This window comes from Streptomyces sp. NBC_00984 (assembly GCF_045162475.1).
GTDB lineage: Bacteria > Actinomycetota > Actinomycetes > Streptomycetales > Streptomycetaceae > Streptomyces.
The window spans coordinates 42,176-61,796 of the sequence record NZ_CP108734.1 but is presented as its reverse complement, the minus strand read 5'-3'; the positions used below and the strand labels follow the sequence as shown (position 1 = coordinate 61,796).

Genomic DNA, 19,621 nt, shown 5'->3' with positions numbered 1-19,621 from the left:
CCATGGCACGATTCGTCCGCTGGTACGGCTCCGGCCCCCTGCACCTTCTCGTCCTCATCGCCTCGTTCACGCTCACCGGCTACGCCATGGTGCGCCTGTTCGCCGTCCGGCCGCTGGAGGTGGCGATCTGGTTCGTTGGCGCCGCCATCCTCCACGACCTGATCCTGCTGCCCCTGTACTCGCTGGCCGACTTGTCGGCGCTCTCCGTACTACGGCATCGCGCTACCGCCGGACCGACGGTGCCGTGGATCAACTACCTGCGCGTCCCCGCCTTCCTGGCCGGTCTGCTCCTACTGGTCTGGTTCCCCCTCATCTTCCGACTGGCGGTCCCCTACCCCGGTTACACCGGGTTGTCCTACGACGTCTACCTCGGCCGATGGCTGGCGATCACCGGCGTGCTCTTCGCCGCCTCCGCAGTGGCCTTCGCGATCAGGCTTCGCCGCGTCCGGCGGGCCGCCCGCGCCGACGAGGAACGCCCACCGCCCGACCCCGACGGCCCTCCGTGACGACCGAGGAGAACCGACCCGCACGCCAGGACCCCTACGCACTGGCCCTGCGTACCGGTGGCGGGCCGGTGTACCTACGGCTGACGGACGGACGGTGGACCTGGTTGCCTGTGCACCGCTGGTACGCACAACCCACCAGGGCCGACGAAACCCTGCTGGAGCGCTGCGACGGCCCCGTCCTGGACGTCGGCTGCGGACCGGGCCGGCTGTGCAGGGCACTCCTGCACCAGGGCATCTTCGCCGTCGGTATCGACGTTGCCCCGCGGGCGGTCGCCCGCACCATCGCTCTCGGTGGGACGGCACTGTGCCGGTCAGTGTTCGCCGCCCTTCCTGGTGAGGGAGCCTGGCAGACCCTCCTGCTGGCCGACGGGAACATCGGTATCGGCGGCGACCCCCGGGCCCTGCTCCGACGGTGTACACAGCTCATCGCGCCGATGGGTGTTCTGCTCGTCGAGGTCGAGCCGATCGACGTTGCAGAGCGCTGTACCGCATGGGTGGAAGACACCCATGGCCATCGGGGTCCGCCGTTTCCCTGGGCACGTCTCGGCGCTCCGGCGCTCCGCCGCATCGCGCCAGAACTCGGCCTCGGCGTCACCGACGAGTGGCAGGGCGATCACCGGAGCTTCCTTGCACTGAGCCCTCAGTGCACTGCCCGGGGGCGTCCCAACTGATGGGGGATCGACGATCCGGTTGCGAGGACATCGGTCGGGCTCCGGTGACTGACGAACAGGCGGCCTCGCCGGATCGTGGCACTCCGCCATGACAACAGCGGCGGCGGGAGGTCCGGCCCGCCGATGGTGCCGCTTGAGTGAGGTCAGTTCGCTGCGCAGGGAGGCTGTGATGGATCACCGACCAGCACCTGATGTGGGCCTGCCCCGATGGCGGTGGCTCAAACCGTCCTGGCCGAGCCCGGGGCAGACGGGCTGCGGTCGGTGAGCGCGCGACCGATCGGTGACCATGCCCTGCTGTCCGACTGCCGCTCGGCCGCCCTGGTCACCTCGGAGGGCTCGGTGGACTGGCTGTGCCTTCCCCGCTTCGACAGCCCGGCGATCTTCGCCCGGCTCCTCGACGAGGACGCCGGCCACTGGTCCATCCGTACCGCCGGACCCGCCGACGTCAGCCGCCGCTACGTCGAGGAGACCCTCGTCCTGGAGACGACCTTCCGGACAACTGGAGGCACGGCAGTTGTACGCGACGCGCTCGCCCTGGGACGGCGCGAGCGCGGACACGCACTCGGCGAGGCCTCCCCCGGAATTCTGCTGCGTCAGGTCACCTGCACCGAAGGACAGGTGACCCTCGACATCGCCTACGCGCCACGCCCGGAGTTCGGACTGATCCATCCGCTCCTGACACCGGTCCGGGGCGGGATCGCAGCGTACGGCGGCGCCCACGTGCTCCGGCTGTCAAGCCCCGTCGAGCTGACGGTAAGCGGTTCCACCGCGCACGGCCGGTTCACCCTGCGGGCATCGGACCGCCTCGGCTTCGCATTGCATGTCGGGCCGGCGTGGGGAAGCGAGCCGGTGCGCTGGCGGGCGGGGCGCGTCCGGCGGCGCCTGAACGACACCGTCGAGGGCTGGCGCTCGTGGTCCCGGCAGCACCGGGGCTACGTCGGCCCCTGGCAGGACGAGGTGGCACACAGCGGACGCGTGCTGCGGGGACTGACCTTCGCCCCTACGGGAGCAATCGTGGCTGCGGCCACCACCTCACTGCCCGAACGCCCCGGCGGCACACGTAACTGGGACTACCGCTACACCTGGGTCCGCGACGCGAGCTTCACCCTCCAAGCACTTGCCACCGCCGCCTGCGAGAAGGAGAAGGACAAGTTCTTCGGCTTCCTCGCCCGCGCCGCGGCGACCCAGCTCCACCGCGGCGTGAACCTGCAGATCATGTACGGCATCGGCGGTGAACACGACCTCAGCGAGCGGCTGCTGCCCCACCTTGCCGGTTGGCGCGACAGCACTCCCGTGCGCACCGGGAACGACGCCTGGCGCCAACGCCAGCTCGACATCTACGGCGAACTCCTCGACGCCGCCCACGAGACCCTCCCAGCCGGAGAGCGCCTGGACCCACCCACCCGCGCCTTCCTGGTCGAGGCGGCCGACACGGCCGCCCGTCGCTGGACCGAGCCCGACCAGGGCATCTGGGAGAGACGCGGACCGAGCAGACACTTCCTGCACTCGAAACTGATGTGCTGGGTCGCCCTGGATCGTGCCATTGCCATGGCACCGGCGCTACAGGCCGACGAACGCGTACCCCACTGGCGGCATGAGCGGGACAACATCCGCCAAGCAGTCGAAGAGCGCGGCTGGAACGCCGGATTGGGGGCCTTCGCCCAGGCGTTCGGCAGTGATGAGCTGGACGCATCGGCGCTGATGCTGCCCATCGTCGGCTTCCTGCCTCCGCACGACCCGCGCGTCCTGTCGACCGTGCTGGCCGTCGCCACCCACCTCACCGACCGCAACGGCCTGGTCCGCCGCTACCTCGGCGACGAGATCGAGGAAGCGGAAGGAGCCTTCCTGCTGTGCACCTTCTGGCTCGCCCACGCTCTCGCCCTGACCGGTCATGTCGTCCATGCACGGCAGGTGTTCCAGACCGCCCTCGCACATGCCAACGATGTCGGCCTGCTCGCCGAGGAGACCGACCCCGCCACGGGAGAGGCCCTCGGCAACTTCCCTCAAGCCTTCAGCCACATCGGACTCATCAACGCCGCCCGCGCCATCCGCGATGCCGGGCAGCAACCCGCACCGCAAGGAACCGAGCACCGGTCCCCGGCATGAATCGACGACTGCCGCGTGTACGCCGTCAGGGGGGTGCTCCTGTGTTCTTCGTCGACCCCGTGCGGCCGTATTCCGGGGGACTTCGGCGAGGGTTCCGCGCAAGGGCCGAAGCTGCCCTTCCAGTTCCTCGGAGACGCCTACGACGCCATCACCGGCCAGAACGGCGGCGCCGGCGTCTTCGTCGACAAGTACCTCCCCGTCCGCCCCGCCTACCGCCTCTACCGCGCGGAGTACATGCTCCGCCGGCAAGGCTGCGACGCACTCGCCGACCTCTACGCCGAAGCAGCCGTCGAACTGACCCAGCAGATCGTCCTCGTGGGACGGCCTGACAGGGTGGCGGCGTGTCGCTGTGGCACCCGAGTTGCGCGGACACAAGATTCCCACGCACGGCAAGGGCGTGGGCTCGGCTGCGGAGCGGCTCCCCGGCGGACGCCCTGACGGTCAAGCCGTCATCGCAGGCCACGGCTGGTACGTTCGTGGCGCGGGAGACATGCAGATGCCCAGTGGCACCTTGGGCTAGTTCTACGTGGAGGACGGCATAGGTCTTCGCCAGTCTGTCGGACTCACGGTCGAGCAGGGCAGGAAGATCAAGCCCACGGAGATCGTCGGGCCCGGCAAGGTGCTCCCGAACTACACCGTGGCTCCGGGCCACGACCGCCACGTTATCGACCGTAGCAACGCGGAGACGCTCTCGGACCCGAGCTGTACTGACAGTGGCGTACCAGATGAACCCCGCGCTGGACGCCGGTCGGAAACCGCAGGGCGCTGTGCACGAGGGCAGAACCTGGTACTGCGACCCTGGTCGTCCCGAACGTCGTGCGGTTTCCGGTCCGGGTCGGTGCCGCGCGATCATCGATGGTGTGAGGGCGGAACGGAACCGCTGTGCGGACCTGCTGCGCGTGTGCGCGATCGGCGCGGTGGTGGCCGGTCACTGGCTGCTGGTCGACGTCACCTACCGGGGCGGTCGGCTGTCCGGACTCGACGCGCTCGACCACGTCGGCTGGGTCCGCTGGCCCACCCTGTTGCTGCAGGTCATGCCGGTCTTCTTCCTTGTCGGTGGGTACGCCAACGCGGTGTCCTGGCAGGCCCGTCGGCAACAGGGCGAGGGCTGGCGGTCCTGGGTACAGGGGCGGGCGGTGCGTTTGCTGTGGCCGACGACGGTGTACGCGGCGGTGTGCGCGCTCGCCGCAGTCGCGGCCCGCCTCGCGGGCGCGGAACCCGCTGTGCTGGCCCGGGCAGGCTGGCTGGTGGCGCTGCACCTGTGGTTCCTGCCGGTCTACCTGCTGCTGATCGCCTTGACCCCGCTCCTGCACGCGGCGCACCGCCGTTGGGGGCTGGCCGTGCCAACGGTGATGGCCCTGGGAGCCGCCGGGGTGGACGTGCTGGTACTCGGCCCCCGGCTGCCGGTGATCGGCTTCGCGAACTACCTTTTGGTGTGGGGGGCGATGCATCAGTGGGGATTCGCCTGGCAGGACGGAACGCTGACCACCCCGCGATGGCGATGCCGCGCCTTGGCGGCGGGGGGCGTCGTGCTCCTGGCTGCACTGCTGGGCTGGGGCCCGTTCCCCGTCGACATGATCGGTGCCGGCACGCGGGTGGGCAATACGAACCCACCGTCGATCGCCTTGCTGGCGTTCGCCGCTGCCCAGACCGGCCTTCTGCTGATGGCCGAACCCGCGTTGCAACGCCTGCTCACCCGCCCCCGCCTGTGGCAACGGGTCTCCCACCTCAACCAGGCGGTCATGACCGTCTACCTGTGGCACATGGTCCCGGTGATCCTGGTGGCCGTCGCCTTCTACCCGACGGGCCTGGCACCCCAGCCCGCCATCGGCTCCATCGCGTGGCTGGCACTTCGCATCCCCTGGCTCGCTCTCCTGACCGCTGCCCTGATCCCGCTCACCCTGGCCCTTCTGCGGGCCCAGCGCCCGCTCCGCCGCCTTCCCACAGGCGTGGGTCCGACGGCCTGGTGGTCCCCCTTGCTCCTGGTGTGCGGCCTGGCCGCTTGCTTCCTGCCCCTGACCGCCCTTGCCATCGGCGGCTTCGCTCCCGCCGGCCGGCTCGCGGCCCTCCCACTGGCGCTCTACGCCGTCGGTCTCACGGGCATCGTGTGCTCCGGCGGCCCGCCACCTCGACGCCCCGGAGGTGGGGATCCCGAGGATGCCGGGGACCCAGGGAGCCGGCAGGGGCCCGTGCTTCGGGCATGCCGACGCCCGGAGCCCCTCGACAGACGCCGTCACAGCCCTGCCGGGCGGTGCGGCGGGGCAAGGGTGCCTATTGATCCGAAACTCAATGAGGAAATTTCATCCTGATTTCGCTGGTCACGGGCCTGGTGTGAGCTTGTAGTGGGGTACTCGTGCTGGCCAGGACATGATCGGCAGAGGGCGATCGTCTGTCACCTCTGCACTTCGCTGTTCGCCAGGACGAGCAGGGCCCGCAGGAGGGTGGTCGCGCGTTGAGTGGATCGTGGAGGGTGACATCAAAGCCTGCTCCGACGAGATTTCGCATCCGGCCCTGCTGGACCGGGCGCGGCTTCGGATCGGGGACAGACACGTTCTTGACCTGGTGAAGGCGTTCCTCAAGGCGGGCATTGTCGGTGAGGATCGCGTGCTGCGAGAAACCAGCGCCGGGCAGAAGACCCCGCCACCGGCCTCTACACCGGCCGGCGCCCCGGCCTCACTCTCGTCGACCGACTCCTGGCCACCATCCTCTACCAGCGGTTCAAGATCGGTGAACAGGCGGGCGTCGGGATTCGGCTGCCTCACGCCAGCCGAGACCAGGCAGCGATACCATCACGCCCTCGCAGCGTAGAACGAGGCCTCTCGACGACATTGGGCTCCCCTGGCGTATGGCGCCATGACGGTTTTGATTCTCGGCGGCAGCGGCTACCTGGGAGCCGAGCCGGTGCGCCGGGTGATGGCTGCAGGGTGGGACACGGCCGCGACGTTTCCACTCCCGCCTAAGCCTCGATCCACCGACCCGTGCCTTGTGGATAACGTCTCGGAAAACGAAGAAGTGCCTTGTGACCTGCGATGATGGGAGTTCTTCAGGCTCCATCACGCACAATCAGCAAGGCACTTCCGAGATGCAAGTTTCCCACACGCGGGCGGCGGTCTCCGCTGCCTTCGATGACGCGAACCTGATCGCGCATGCCGGGCTGGTTCCGGTGATGCGGCTGGCCGAGCGGTGCGGTCTGCCCCGGCTGGTGAGGGAGAAGGTGAGGCTGACCGGGACGAAGAACGGCGCGGGTGCCTCGGCGGACGCCAAGGTCACCGGCATCGTGGGCGGCATGGCCGCAGGGGCGGACAGCATCGACGACCTCGACGTTCTGCGCCACGGTGCGATGTCGGCCGTGTTCGAAGGGGTCCGTGCCCCGTCCACCCTGGGCACCTTCCTCCGCTCCTTCACCCACGGTCACGCCCTCCAACTGCACGCGGTACACCGCAGGTTCCTCGGCGAACTGGCCGCGCACACCCCGTTGCTGCCCGGCTCCGGCGAGAAGGCGTTCATCGACGTCGACTCCACCCACAAACGCGTCTACGGCCGCACCAAGCAGGGTGGCGAGTACGGCCGGTTCAAGGGCATCCGCACCCTGCACCCTCTGCTCGCCACGATCTGCACCCCCACCCCTCCCGACCGGTGATCGCCACCGTGCGGATGCGCCGCGGCAAAGCAGCCGACTCCCGGGGCGCCCCGAAATTCGTCAGCGAGGCGCTGGCCACCGCCGTCGAGGCCGGCTGCACCGGCATGCGCATCTTGCGCGCGGACTCGCAGTTCTGCAACGCCGGTGTCATCGCCGCCTGCCGCCGGTCCGGCGCCCGCTTCTCCCTCACCACCGGGATGAACCCCTCCATCGAACGAGCCATCCACAGCATCCCCGACACCGCGTGGCAGCAGATCACCTACCCGACCGCGGTGCCCGACCCTGAGACCGGCGAGCTCATCTCGGACGCCGAGGTTGCCGAGATGCCCGCCTACACCGCCTTCGCCAGCCGCAAGAAAGGCGAGCGGGTCACGGCCCGGCTGATCGTGCGCCGGGTCCGTGACCTGGCCAAACCCGCCGTCGTCGGCGAGCAGGGCGAGTTGTTCCCGGTCTGGCGCCACCACCCGTTCTTCACCGACACCCCCGCGCCGACGCTCGAGGCCGAGCGGGAGCACCGCCACCACGCCGTCGTCGAGCAGGTCATCGCCGACAGCAAAGCCTCCGCCCTGGCCCACCTGCCGTCGGGACACTTCCACGCCAACGCCGCCTGGCTGATCCAGTGGGCGATGGCCTACAACCTGCTGCGGGCCGCCGGGGCACTGACCTCCGCCTTCCACGCCAAGGCCACCACCGCCACCCTCCGCGCCCACCTGGTCCAGGTCCCGGCCCGGATCGCCCGCTCCGCACGGCGCGTCACCCTGCACCTTCCGCGCAACTGGCGCTGGCAAAAAGCCTGGACGCACCTGTTCGACACCGTCCACCGCCCACCCGAACCCGCCTGACAGTCTCTGCCCACCCCGCCCGCCAGGGCCCGACCGGAACCAAACCGTGGAAAAGCTGGGCAGACCAGCGGATGCAGCACGCCCATGCCCATCGGTCGACCCCAAACCGGCTCAGAAGCCCGTCAGAAGATCACTTCCAGACCACGTCGGCGGATCGAGGCTTAGCGTCGGTCTGGTCGTAGGCCAGGACGAACTCGTCGATCTTTTCGGCGAGTTCGTCCTGGCTGGTGAACTGGCCTCTTCGCAGGATCCGGCGGGTGAGGGTGGAGAAGAAGATCTCTACTTGGTTCAGCCATGACGCGTGTTTGGGTGTGTGGTGGACGTTGAAGCGTGGGTGCGCGGCCAGCCACGCACGGGATTTCTTTGAGGTGTGCGACGAGCCGTTGTCCATGACCAGGTGAATGTCCTGGCCTGCGGCGATAGCCGAGTCCAGCAGCCGCAGGAACCTGATGAAGGCGTCGGAGTCGTTGCGGGTGATCGTCTCGGTCAGCACCTGGCCGCTGTGGACGTTGAGGGCGGCGATGATCGAGACGGTGCCGTGGCGGACGTACTCAAACTCTCGGCGAGTGCGCCGCCCTGGACCTCCTGGTTGGTCGGGGTGCTTGCGGGAGCGGGCAGTGATCCCGGTCTTCTCATCGATGGAGAGCACGACCGCGCCGGGCGGGCAGGTCCGGTAGAGCGCGCACACCTCGGCGGCCTTGTCGAAGAACTCCGGGTCGGCCGGCCGGGTCAGCCAACCGCGTACCAGGTGCGGCTTGAGATCCGTGCCGGACAGGATCCGCCCGATCTGTGAGGCCGATATCCCCAGCTCGGCCAGATGTCCGGCCAGTAGCCGGTGGGACCAGGTGGCGTCGGCGCCCGGCGGGGTCGCAGTCGCCGCCGCGATCACTTTGAGTCGGTCCTCGACGGTGAATCGGGGACGGCCCAGTGGTCGGGGCCGCTCGGCCAGCGTGGCCATCCCTTCGGCGGCGAGCCGTTTGCGCCAGGCGCGGACCGTGTCCACGTGCCGGTGAAGCGACCGGGCGATCGCCGCGTTGGACGCACCGTCGGATGCCGCCAGCAAGGCCCTGGCCCGGGCCACCCGCCCGACCGGCGCGGTCCGGGAGGCGGCCAGCACATCGATGTCGAAGTCGTAGTGGCCGGCAAAGCCGACCGCCTCCGGATGCAGCGGAACCGCCTCACCCGGGGCGACGTGACGGCGCACGACCGTCTTGGTCCGGTCGTAGACGATCGTCATCGGCACCCCGTTGAAGTGCGCAAATGCCCGCCGGTGGCAGTCGAAGAACGTCTGCAGGTCCAGGCTGGTGGTGAAGCAGCAGAACGGATCACGCGAGTACGACAGCACCATGTGGAAGGAGTAGACCTTCGGAATGCCCAGATGAGCGAGGACCTTTCCCTCATCGCCCCAGTCCACCTGAGCCTGAGCACCCGGGATCACCTCGAACCTGCGGTGCATCCCCGCCAACTCCCGTGGGTGATCCCCAGTTCCTCCGCGATCCGCGGGCGGGCCTCCTGCACGTAGAGCTTGACCCGCTGGTAGTTCCCGGTGAACCCGTACTCCGTGGCCAACCGCTCATGAATCACCGTGGCCTTCATCAGGACCTCGGCCCGCAGCATCGCGTCGATCAGCGGAGCAACCTCGTCGACCACCCGCCTGCGCGGCTGACCACTCGCCGTCCGGCGCGGCGGCGCAGACGAGTCAGCAGACAGGTACTTGCTGACCGTTCGCCAGTTCAGCCCGGTCTCCTTGGCGACCTCCGACAGGCTCATCGCCCCGGACTCCACCAGGCCGCGGAAGCGCCGGAGCTCCAGCCAGCGCTGCGGGTCCAAGACCATGGCCCACCCCTCTCTGCAACCTTGGACAACAGGCAGCAGAATGCCGGGGGCCGACTCTCAGCGCATCAAGAACTCTGTACGTTCATCCGTACGCGGCTATGCGCGTTCACATGTACGTCGACACCCGGCGCAGGTGCAGCCGCAGGAGTGCTCCACCGTCCACCCGATCGGGCTCGACCCGCGCACCTACGCCGACCTCTACCAGGGCAGCCTCAGCACGGTCGGCCAGGCGAGGAGCACGTCGCCGTGGGGCACCCTGGACCAGGGCGGCAACGCGGTCGAATGGACGGACACGATCACCCCGCCTCCGGCGGGACGGAACTCCGTGCGGGTCTGGCGGCGGCTGCACGGCGGAATCTCCAACGCGTCGGCCTACCAGATGTGGCCTTCGGCAGTCGGGCTGCAGCCGCAGGACAACGTGTTCTTCAACCACACCTATCCGTGGCTGGGCATCCGGATCGGAGTGGTCGGCGACCTGACGCCCTGCCGGCAGAATTGAGGGGGTTCTGACCTCGTCCACCGGCCGCTCGTCGACCGGTCCTTCCTTCTCGCCCATCCCCTGGCCGTGCAGGCTGGCCAGAGCCCTCGACCGGGCCCCGGTCAGCCTCCCAGATCATCGACTTGCACGGCTTTCTGACACGCTCTCCAGCCGCAGCAGACCATGTGACCCGGGGATTTCAGACCCCACGAGGTCAGCCCGGAAGGGGAATGAACACCAGGAGACCGCGGACGGAGGCGGCCTCGTAGCAGGAAGTGCCGGCGAAGGTGGCGGTGTAAAAGGGGGTGGCTACGACGTAGACGGGGACGACGGCGTTGGTGATGGTGGCGGTGCCGGTGACATCGGTGTCGGCGGTGCCGAGGGTGATCGGGCCGAAGAGCGTGGTGGCGGTGAAGGTCACCGGCTGACCGACCACCGGCGTGCCCGAGGTGGTCGTCAGGGTGGCGCTGAGGGTGGGGATGTAGAACTCCGGCAGCGGGGTGAACCGGAGCCGGATGGTGCCCGTCTGTGCGGTCAGCACTGTGGGGCTGGGGTTCACGGTGACGGAGGTGCTGGCGCTGGAGCCGGTGAAGCAGCTGTCACCGCCGTAGGCGGCGGTGAGGGTGCCGGTGGTCAGGGCGGTGGTGGTGAAGCAGGCCTGCCCCGAAGCGTTGACGGGGACCACCTGCGTCTGGCCGTTGGGGAGGGTGAAGGTGACCGTGCCGGTCGGCACCGAGGTGGTGGCTGTTCCTGGGGTGATGGTGGCGCATATGGTCACGCTCTGCCCGCAGAGGGAGGGGTTCGGCGTCACCGACAGCGTCGGCGTTGTGGAGTCCTGGCTCACGGTGACGGGGGTGGGGTTGCCGTTCACGGTCGCGGTGAACGTACCGACGGTGTAGGCGTGGGTGGTCTGCCCGCTCCCGGTGGCGTCCAGGGCGACGGTGACCGTGGGGCTGCCGTCCCCGAAGTTCACCACTGCCGTCCCGTTCGGAGTCCCGCCGGAGATGCTGAACGTCACCGTCTGCCCGCACACCGGCGCCGCCGGCGAGGTCATCACCGTCAACGGCGAAATCTCTGTCACGTTCGCCGAGTTGGCGTTGGTGACGTAGACGTTGCTGTTCTGCGCCGCCGCCACATAGAACGGGAACGCGCCGGCGGGGACGGTGGCCACGACGGTGTTCGTGACGCTGCTGATCACCGTCACGTTGTTCGAGTTGGAGTTGCCGACGTAGACGTTGCCGGTCGGCGCCACCGCGATCCCGAACGGGCCCGCGCCGGTGGGGACGGTGGCCACGACGGTGTTCGTGACGCTGTCGATCACCGTCACGTTGTTCGAGATGGTGTTGGTGACGTAGACGTTGCCGTTCGACGCCACCGCGAAAACCCCCGGGACGCTGCCGGCGGGGACGGTGGTCAGGACGGTGTTCGTGGCACTGTCGATCACCGTCACGTTGTTCGAGAGCTGGTTGGCGATATAGACGTTGCCGTTCGGCGCCACCGCCGCCGCGCCCGGGAAACTGCCGCTGGGGAGGGTGGTCAGGACGGTGTTCGTGGCGCTGTCGATCACCGTCACGGTGTTGTCGTTCCGGTTGGCGACGTAGACGTTGCCGTTCGGCGCCACCGCCACCGCCACCGCGTCCGGGACCGCGCCGCAGGGAACGGTGGCCAGGACGGTGTTCGTGGCACTGTCGATCACCGTCACGTTGTTCGACGTGCTGTTGCCGACGTAGACGCTGCCGTTCGGCGCCACCGCCAGCGCGAACGGGCCCCCGCCGGCGGGGACGGTGGTCAGGACGGTGTTCGTGGCGCTGTCGATCACCGTCACGTTGTTCGAGCTCTGGTTGGTGACGTAGACGTTGCCGTTCGACGCCGCCACGATCATGGCCGGGTTCGAGCCGGCGGGGACGGTGGCCAGGACGGTGTTGGTGGTGCTGCTGATCACCGTCACGTTGTCCGAGTTGCTGTTGCCGACGTACACGTTGCCGTTCGGCGCAACCGCCACGGGGATCGGGCTCGTGCCCGCCGGGATCGTCACCGTGGAGAACTCCGCACTGAAGGGCAGCACCGCAAGCCCCCGTACAGCGGGCGCCTCAGATCCACCCGCCGGGCCAACCGGCCGAACCCCGCGAGCTGCCAACGGAGTTGCCAACCAAATCGCACTCGATTCCATGACAAACCTCTCTCAGCTGAGAGGGCCACCCAGGAATTCCCACCGGGGCCCGCGTCGCACGGCGCCGATATACGCGAACCGGATTACCGCTTGGAAACCGGGACAGAGAGAGGACGCACCGACACGTACCACGCACGGGCGCACCATAGGGGTTGGTTCTCTCCCCGGGAAGAGAGGTAGCCCACCGGAAAACGGTCACTGCCATTAACCCGAAATAAGCAATACGACACTACGCCCTTGACTGCGTTTCACCCGAAAAGACCATTCCGCATACGAGATGACGAACTGTCATGCTGTGACGGAGTTTTAGGTTTCCGGTGGTTCGGTTGTTGTGGCCTGGTGTTTTGTGTTTCGGGTGGGAATTTTGGTGTGGGTGTGGGGGAGGGGTGGGTGTCTTCGGAGCGTGTGGAGGCGGTGTTCGGTGTGGTTGTTCGGGTGGTTGGTCTGGGGTGTCGTGATTGTGTGGGATTGATCTCGATTTTGTGGTGATTGTGAGGATATGCCTTTAGGTAGCTGCTGGGGTGTGGCCGTGTGGGGTGTTCGTTGGTGCTGTTCAGGGGTGTGTGTGGGTCAGATAGGCGGTCAGGGGATCGCTGGTGGTGGGCGTCAGGGTGTCGAGTCCGAGCCGGTCGGTGATCACTGCGTGGACACCGCGGGTGGTGCGTGGCCGGGGGCGGGGGAGTGTGGCCAGGGTGCGGGCGGGGGTGACGGTCTCGGGATACGTCACGAGATCGCGGGCCAGGAGTACGGGCGAGGCATTGCCGGTGTGGGTGAGATGAGGGCTGGCCGCGGTGAGGCGGTTCAGCCGGTGTTCCCAGCGGCCGGTCAGGTGCTGGCGGTGGTCGTACCAGCGGGTGGTGATCGCCCGCGCCGCCATCCACGTATTCCTCCCGCGGGGGTGGCGCAGGAGACGCTGATGGGCGTGGTGGGCCACGGTGAGTTCGGGCACGGCCCCGGTACGCACGGGCGCGTGGAGCCGGGGATCGGGGGCGGCTTGCTGGTGGCGGACGCAGACCAGGTGGTGCCAGTGCCGGTAACCCCATGCAGCGCCGGCCTGTCCGTGACTTTGGTGCCGTGCGCAGAGGGTGCAGGCACGCACGGGCTGCTGCTCTGCGTCGAGGGCCGTCCAGGACGCTCCGGGTTCGTCTTCTGCCCGGCGCGGGTTGTGAGGGCTGGGGTGGTGGGTGAGGTAGGGCAGCGCCTGCAGGAGGTGGTCCAGCGGGATACGGGCCACCGCGGCAACCCGGCGGGCCGCACCGGGGGTGAGGCGCAGATCGTTGATGGGCAGGCTGCCGTGGCCGTGCTCCGTGATGTCGATGCCGTCGAGGAACTGGGGCAGCGCCAGTCGGTAGGTGCGGGCGAGACGTTCCAGGTAGGAGGCGGTCGCTTCGCACGGCAGCGGCCGTACCCGGAACACCCCCGGTGCCAGGGGCGCCATGTCCGCCCACACGCCTGCGAGGCGAGACCCGTGCTGTGCCCCGCCCGTCCAGGCTCCGCAACTGCCCCTCTGTTCTGTCCGGTTCACCGGGCGGGTGCCTTGTGCCGGCTGGTGGGCCGGTGGTGCTGTTCGGCGAGGTGGTCCAGGCGGATGCCCGCGAGGGTGGTTCTGGTGATGCGTTCGGTGCCCTCCGTCAGGGCGGTGATCGCGGCCTGGCGGATGAGGCGGGCGAGGGAGCCGATCCGCCCGGCGGTGCGCTCGTGGAGATACGAGGCCAGCCCCGGAAGGGTGCCGGGACGGTGGCGTCGCAGGTCAAGGGCCCTCTCCATGCCGGTGACGAGGTCCTTGAACGGCTCGCTGGTGCCCAGCCGGGCGGGGAAGACCCCGCACTCGACCAGCGATGCCCGGCCCGCGAGTTGGGCCCCGCGCACCCCACTGAACAACGCTGTGCTGGTGACGTCGATGCCCGCGTACATGAACGTCGCGCCGATCCGCTCGGTGAGGTCCTTGAGGAGGTCGGTGCTCTGGGCGCCGGTGGTGGTGCAGGGGTTGAGCCGGTGGATCTCGTCGATGAGTACCAGCCGCACGCCGGCCTGTGTGTAGGTGTGGCAGAGCTGTTGACGATCTGGGTCTGGGACATGCGGGCGGTGACGGGGATGCCGAGGTAGCGGGCGAACTCGGCGGCGAGGGTCTTGGCGGTGGCGGCGGGCGGGACCAGGACGTAGGCGACCGGTACCTGCCCGCCCACCGCGTTCTCCCCGCGGCGGCGGGTGTGGGCGAGGTGGCAGGTGCGTCCGACCTGGAGGAGGGCGGTGGTTTTTCCCGCCCCGGCCGGGCCGGCGACGATCAGGGAGGGCCGTGCGGTGACCTGCTGGTCGCCGCCCATGATCATCAGGGTTCGTACGTTCACGGCGAGTCTGTCGATGGCCGGGGTGCGTACGGTCACGAACCGTGAGTGGTAGGCCAGCCGTTCGTCCAGGCTCCTCGGTGGTGCCCCGGGCTTCGGAGGTGCGGTCACCGGTGTGGTGGTGAAGCGGGCGAATCCGTCCCACGTCGTCACCGACCCCGGCCCCTCCTCACCCCAAGCGCCCGTCACGTCTGCCGCGTCCGTGAGGGGTCCTTCCGCCGGGCGACCGCCCCCCGGCACCCCACCCCCGCCCGCATGCGGCGGGATCCTTACCACCGTTCGGCCTCCGCCTCGGCGTCCCACAATCCGTACCCGCCGCCCTCGCTCTCGCCGGTTTCGCCGAGCGGGAGATCAGCACCGTCCGCCTCTGCTTCGTCTTCGTCGCCCTGACCGGCGGCGAGGTCGTCCAGGCTCTCGCCCCATTCCCCGTCCCCCCAGGCCCCCTGCCGGGCCGCCCCCCAGGGCATCCGCAGGCTGCCCTGCTCCTGCTCCTGTTCCTGCGTCCCGACCTGTACCTGCCGCAGTTTCGGCCCCCGGGCTCTGACCGTCTTCGGATTCACGGGCCTGCCGCGGCGCCGGCAGGCCCGCACCCCCCGCCAGGCCGTCAAGAACGGCCGCGCTACCGGGTGCGGTGATCGGAGGCTTGCGGCCCCTGCGCTTCGGCGCCGCCCTCACCTCGCCACGCGTACGCCGCAGCACCTGGTCGAGAGCGTCGGCGAGGCCGGCTTCGTGCTGTTCACGGTCCGCGCGTTGTTCCAATTCGCTGCGGACGTGCCGCCACATCTGGTCGTTGAAAGGCTGGTGGACGTGATCGCGGTGGATCCACGGGTTCCCGTCGCCCAGACGCACCCAGACCTGCCGGGCGTCATGCGGGTTGTAGTGAACCTCCCACTTGCCGTCCTTGGCCACCGCATCAGAGCGCCGGCCACGGAAGTCATCCAGCACCTCGTGGTCGTAGGTCCGGTAGTCGATACGGATGCCGCGTTCGGTCACCGGCTGCCACCGCACCGGCAGCAGCTCCAGGTAGTCGGCCCTGTCCAACAGCACGGGCACGTACCCGCACACGGCGATCAGCGCAGCCCACATCTCGTTCGGGCTGAGCACCGCCTTCGGCAGCACCGGATGCCGCAGCCCCTCGTGCGGACGGTTCTGCCACCCGCACACGATCCACTCATCCAGGAAGTCCTGCAGCTGCGGGACCGTCCACCGCGCCTCCGCCTCCATGTCCTTGCCCCGCCGGAGAGGACTGCATCCGGTGTGGCCGGCGACGTGCTGACAGAACAGATCATTAATGGACCCGAAGGTCCGCTCCACCACCCCTTTGGCCTGCGGCCGCCGAGGAGGTGCGGGCTGCACGCTCACCCCGAGCATCTCGCACGCGGCGACGAAGCTCTCGGAGACGTAGACCTTCCCGCGGTCGACGACGATCGTCTCCGGCACGATCACAGGACGGGCCGCCGCCCCTTCCAGCCGCTCGTCCAGCGACAGCATCCGCGCGTAGGGCACCTGCGCCCGCGACAGCTGCAGCACCGCAGGCCACGAAGGCCGAGCGGGGTGGGGAACGGCCATCTCGGCCAGCAACAGCGCCGCGTCCACGGCCTTCGTACCGTGCGGCCGCCGTACCGCCGCCAGGATCGACCTCGTCGCCACGTCCACCGCGATCGAAAGCTCAGGACGTCCCAGACTCCCGTCCTCCAGCACAGCCATGACGTCCAGGCGGGTGGTGTCGATCTGCACCTGCTCCCCGGGCCGCAGCGCCCCCTGCACCGCTTGCCCCCGCGCCGACCCGGTCGCCGTCCGCGCCGCCCGCCCGGGCCGCTCGACGGGATCGGCCAGCGCGTTCACCAGCCGGTAGAACGTCGACCGCGACGGCATCAGCTCCACCGCCTCCTGCCCGTGCGTGTCCTTGAGGATCTGCCCGACCAGCACCTGCAGCCCCTTCACTGTCCCCTTCGACCGCCCCCGCTGCCGACGCAACGCCTCCAGCACCGCGGCCACGACCCGCTCATCGGTATAACCCGTCAAAGACCGGCCCCACGAGGGCACCGAGCGCTTGTCGACCAGCCCCCACAACCCCTGCTCCCGGTACACCAGCCGCATCTTCTGCACCGTCGTACGCGTCACCCGCGCAAACCCGAGTGCCGCCAGCTCCCGCGCCTTCGCCGCCTCCCGCTGCGCCAGCGTCCACCGCCCGGGGTCGTACTCCTCCCGCATCACCTGCCCCTCACCGTTGCCCTCGGGATGCGGCCATCCCGTCTCCACCTCCCGGATGTGCGGCAGCCACGCCAGTGCCCGCTGCTGCGCCGCCAGCGGCACCGTCTCGAACAGCCCCCACTGCGGCACCGCATCCGCCTCCCGCGCGCCCACCACCGCAAAGCCCGGGTCGGCGAACAACCGGCCCGACAGCAACGACATGTCCGTGCCGTCCTCACCCAGCAGATACACCCGCTGCCCCTGCAGCCCGACCACCTGGAACGTCTGCCCCCGGTAGATGACATGCCCGCCGACCTCCACCACCGGACGCCGCCCCGCCCCCCTTACGACCGCCCACCCCGCTCACCGGCTCTCCCGCAGACCGGCCCCAGCCATCCGCACACCGCCCGGACCACCACCCGCGGACACCCCGACCAGCGATCCGCCGTGCAGCGGCTCATTGAGATCCGTCACCAACTGCCCGCACCACAGCGCGTGATAGACGACAGGCAGGACCTGCAGAGGATCACCCACCGACGCCGCCCTGTTGAGCAAAGGCCGCGACACGGCGTACGCCCCAGCCACCGAGTCCTGCAGCCCGGGCGTCCCCCGGTACCGCGGATGCCGGTAGCCGGCCAGCCACCGCAGATTGGCCGCCACCACCGCAGAAGGCGGCCCCAGCCGCCGGTACCGCCCACCCCACCCGCGCGCACGCCGCCTCCAGCACCGCCTGAGCCCGCAACGCCCCCGCGCCGCCCGAGGCCGGGCTCGACGGACAGTCCGCGAACAGCCCGGTGCCGTCGGCGTACCGGGCGAACACCTGCGGCACCCACGAACGCACCCGGCCGTCCGCCTCGTCCCGCCCCGCACCGGCCGCCCCGCCAGCCCCGCCACCTCCGGTTCCCGGTCCAGCACCATCAACTGCGTGCGCATCGCGGCCGACCCATGCACCACATGACGGCCCGTCGTCGCCGACCACCACCACCCCGGCCCCCACCGACGCCCCGGCACCACCGGAAACGCCGACACCGGCCCCAACTCCTCGAACCGCACCGACACCACCGCCTGCTCCCACGAAAGCTGCCTCACCCGCCCGCCAGAATCGGCGAACACCACCTCCAGCCCCTCCTGCTCAACAACCACACGGCCGGCACCGCCAAGCTGCTCCATGCCTCCAGCCAAATACGCCCCGGACACCTCCCCTGAGGTGACCCCTGTGGTGTGGACACACCTGACAATGGATCTTGCTGATCCTGGAAGGTGTAGATCTACGTGGCACGGCCCTCGAAGTTCAGTGCGGAGTTCCGGTCCGACGCGATCGCGTTGTGGCGGGCTTCGGCCGGCAGGCGGACGTTCAAGGATGTCGCGGCTGATCTGAACGTCGACCCCGAGACGCTGCGGACCTGGGTGCGTGATGCCGACGGTCGTCCAGTCGCCGCAGGCGCGTCGCAGGACACCGAGGCCGAGTTGGCCCGGGGTGCGGGCGGAGAACGCGCGGCTGGCCAAGGCGGGGAAGGAATGGCAGCTGGAGCGGGAGATCCTGCGTCGGGCAGCGGCCTATTTCGCCCGGGAGATGAAGTGAAGACCGCCGCTTGGGACTTCGTCTCCACCCACGCCGAGATGTTCGGCATCAAGCGGATATGCCGGGTGCTGGAGGTCTCCCGCTCGGGCTACTACCGGTGGAGCACCGGCGCCGAGGCGCGGGCGGGGCGGCAGTTCGAGGAGGACGCCCTGGTCGAGGAGATCCGCGGAATCCATGCCGAACACCGCGGGAACTACGGCGCGCTTCGAGTCCATGCCGAACTGCGCGGCTTCGGCCACACGGTCAACCACAAGCGCGTGGCCAGGCTGATGCGCAAGCACGGCATCGTCGGCCGTCACCTGCGGAAGAAGAAGCGCACCACGATCCCGGACCCCCTCGCGCCGCCGGTGGCGGACCTGGTCCAGCGGGACTTCACCGCCGGTACGCTGGACGAGAAGTGGTGCGGCGACATCACATATGTGCAGGTCGGAGCCGCGTGGCTCTACCTCGCTTGCGTCATCGATATCCGGTCGCGCCGAGTGCTCGGCTGGTCGACGGCCCCGCACATGCGGGCCGAGCTCGTCATCGACGCACTCCAGGCCGCGGTCGCGAGCCGCGGCGGCAACGTGACCGGAGTGATCTTCCACGCGGACCACGGATCGCACTACACCTCGGCCGCGTTCGCCCAGGTCTGCGACCTGCACGGCATCCGCAGAAGCATGGGCAGGGTCGGCTCCAGCTACGACAACGCCCTGGCCGAGAGTTTCTGGCAGGGACTGAAGCGAGAAACGATGCACAGGAGAGTGCTGGTGACGATGTCTCAGGCGAGGCCCGAGATATTCCGGTGGCTCGGCCTGTCCAGCACCAGCTCCGCCGCCTACCAGCTCGGCCGCCTCGAAGCCCGCGGACTGATCAGCCGCACCGGCCACCGCTGGCGCTCCTGCCGCCTCAGCACCTGACCCCGACCGTGCCGGGCGGGTCGGCAATTGGGTCAGCGGCCAAGGGGGTCGGGCCCGGCCGCAGTGGCCGTGCACGTCTCCGTCCGGCGCGTACCTCTCCGGGGTGACGTACCGCGGCGACGGCCAGGAGGACCGCGCCGGCCGGGCCGGGTGGCTGCTGCATCGGACGGCGATGACGGGTCCGGCTGCGCACAGACCTCTCTGTCGGTAAGTAGTCGGCGTGCCGCCTGGCCGTGGCGGACCCTGCGGCCTGCGGTTTTCCCTCCATCGCGTTGGATCCTGGCGCGACCAGGAGCGCGACGTGAGGCGCGACCAGAAGCGCGCGACCAGGAGCAGTCCTCAGGGAGCGGAGC

General features: G+C 69.4%; 13 protein-coding genes and 2 pseudogenes. 8 read left to right on the top strand and 7 right to left on the bottom strand.

Annotated features, from left to right (window positions below; all coding sequences use genetic code 11):
- The first annotated feature begins 2 nt into the window (after positions 1-2).
- The 6 genes and pseudogenes from OG520_RS00305 to OG520_RS00280 all read left to right on the top strand — a co-directional run bounded on the left by OG520_RS00305 (position 3) and on the right by OG520_RS00280 (position 7,765).
- Positions 3-506 (top strand): hypothetical protein, encoded by a 504-nt coding sequence (locus tag OG520_RS00305; RefSeq protein ID WP_399337775.1) that lies wholly within the window; start codon positions 3-5, stop codon positions 504-506.
- Entirely contained in the window at positions 503-1,177 is a 675-nt protein-coding gene (locus OG520_RS00300) for a methyltransferase domain-containing protein (protein WP_406011706.1), read from the top strand. The genes OG520_RS00305 and OG520_RS00300 overlap by 4 nt, the downstream gene beginning before the upstream one ends.
- 261 nt (positions 1,178-1,438) lie before the next feature.
- Positions 1,439-3,283 (top strand): glycoside hydrolase family 15 protein, encoded by a 1,845-nt coding sequence (locus OG520_RS00295; protein WP_406011705.1) that lies wholly within the window; start codon positions 1,439-1,441, stop codon positions 3,281-3,283.
- 15 nt (positions 3,284-3,298) lie between these two features.
- Entirely contained in the window at positions 3,299-3,721 is a 423-nt protein-coding gene (locus OG520_RS00290) for a hypothetical protein (protein ID WP_406011704.1), read from the top strand.
- A 422-nt stretch (positions 3,722-4,143) separates the two neighbouring features.
- A complete protein-coding gene (locus OG520_RS00285) occupies positions 4,144-5,592 on the top strand; it encodes an acyltransferase (RefSeq protein ID WP_406011703.1) in 1,449 nt (482 codons plus the stop codon).
- 773 nt (positions 5,593-6,365) lie between these two features.
- Positions 6,366-7,765, top strand: a pseudogene (locus tag OG520_RS00280) (IS1380 family transposase).
- 130 nt (positions 7,766-7,895) lie between these two features.
- Here OG520_RS00280 and OG520_RS00275 read toward each other — a convergent pair.
- Complete coding sequence (locus OG520_RS00275) at positions 7,896-8,846, bottom strand: IS630 family transposase (protein WP_406016377.1); 951 nt, start codon at positions 8,844-8,846, stop codon at positions 7,896-7,898.
- A pseudogene (gene istA / locus OG520_RS00270) lies at positions 8,838-9,601 on the bottom strand (IS21 family transposase); the annotation flags it as partial. The pseudogene istA and the gene OG520_RS00275, both read right to left, overlap by 9 nt.
- A 133-nt stretch (positions 9,602-9,734) precedes the next feature.
- Between istA and OG520_RS00265 the strand changes: the two are divergent.
- Entirely contained in the window at positions 9,735-10,100 is a 366-nt protein-coding gene (locus OG520_RS00265) for a hypothetical protein (RefSeq protein WP_406011702.1), read from the top strand.
- A 193-nt stretch (positions 10,101-10,293) separates the two neighbouring features.
- On the opposite strand, the gene OG520_RS00260 is transcribed toward OG520_RS00265, so the two are convergent.
- The 5 genes from OG520_RS00260 to OG520_RS00240 all read right to left on the bottom strand — a co-directional run bounded on the left by OG520_RS00260 (position 10,294) and on the right by OG520_RS00240 (position 17,957).
- Complete coding sequence (locus tag OG520_RS00260; RefSeq protein WP_406011701.1) at positions 10,294-12,144, bottom strand: Ig-like domain repeat protein; 1,851 nt, start codon at positions 12,142-12,144, stop codon at positions 10,294-10,296.
- Positions 12,145-12,802: 658 nt separating this feature from the next.
- On the bottom strand, positions 12,803-13,687 hold the full coding sequence (locus tag OG520_RS00255) for a TniQ family protein (RefSeq protein ID WP_406011700.1): 885 nt from the start codon (positions 13,685-13,687) through the stop codon (positions 12,803-12,805).
- An 83-nt stretch (positions 13,688-13,770) separates the two neighbouring features.
- Positions 13,771-14,274: an ATP/GTP-binding protein gene (locus tag OG520_RS00250; RefSeq protein WP_406011699.1), complete on the bottom strand. Its 504-nt coding sequence runs from the start codon at positions 14,272-14,274 to the stop codon at positions 13,771-13,773.
- Between the two features lie 671 nt (positions 14,275-14,945).
- Positions 14,946-17,009, bottom strand: a complete 2,064-nt coding sequence (locus tag OG520_RS00245; RefSeq protein ID WP_406016376.1) for a Mu transposase C-terminal domain-containing protein — start codon at positions 17,007-17,009, stop codon at positions 14,946-14,948.
- A gap of 141 nt (positions 17,010-17,150) precedes the next feature.
- The gene (locus OG520_RS00240) at positions 17,151-17,957 is read right to left on the bottom strand and encodes a TnsA-like heteromeric transposase endonuclease subunit (protein WP_406011698.1); all 807 of its coding nucleotides are present in this window, start codon (positions 17,955-17,957) and stop codon (positions 17,151-17,153) included.
- Between the two features lie 102 nt (positions 17,958-18,059).
- On the opposite strand from OG520_RS00240, the gene OG520_RS00235 reads away from it, so the two are divergent.
- Positions 18,060-19,268 (top strand): IS3 family transposase, encoded by a 1,209-nt coding sequence (locus OG520_RS00235; RefSeq protein ID WP_406011697.1) that lies wholly within the window; start codon positions 18,060-18,062, stop codon positions 19,266-19,268.
- Positions 19,269-19,621 lie beyond the last annotated feature (353 nt).

What these genes read in the sequence shown, in the direction of transcription:
- OG520_RS00305 (WP_399337775.1), top strand. Translation starts at nt 3, where the DNA reads ATGGCACGATTCGTCCGCTGGTACGGCTCCGGCCCCCTGCACCTTCTC.
- OG520_RS00255 (WP_406011700.1), bottom strand. Translation starts at nt 13,687, where the DNA reads ATGGCGCCCCTGGCACCGGGGGTGTTCCGGGTACGGCCGCTGCCGTGC.
- OG520_RS00245 (WP_406016376.1), bottom strand. Translation starts at nt 17,009, where the DNA reads ATGTCGTTGCTGTCGGGCCGGTTGTTCGCCGACCCGGGCTTTGCGGTG.
- OG520_RS00240 (WP_406011698.1), bottom strand. Translation starts at nt 17,957, where the DNA reads ATGGAGCAGCTTGGCGGTGCCGGCCGTGTGGTTGTTGAGCAGGAGGGG.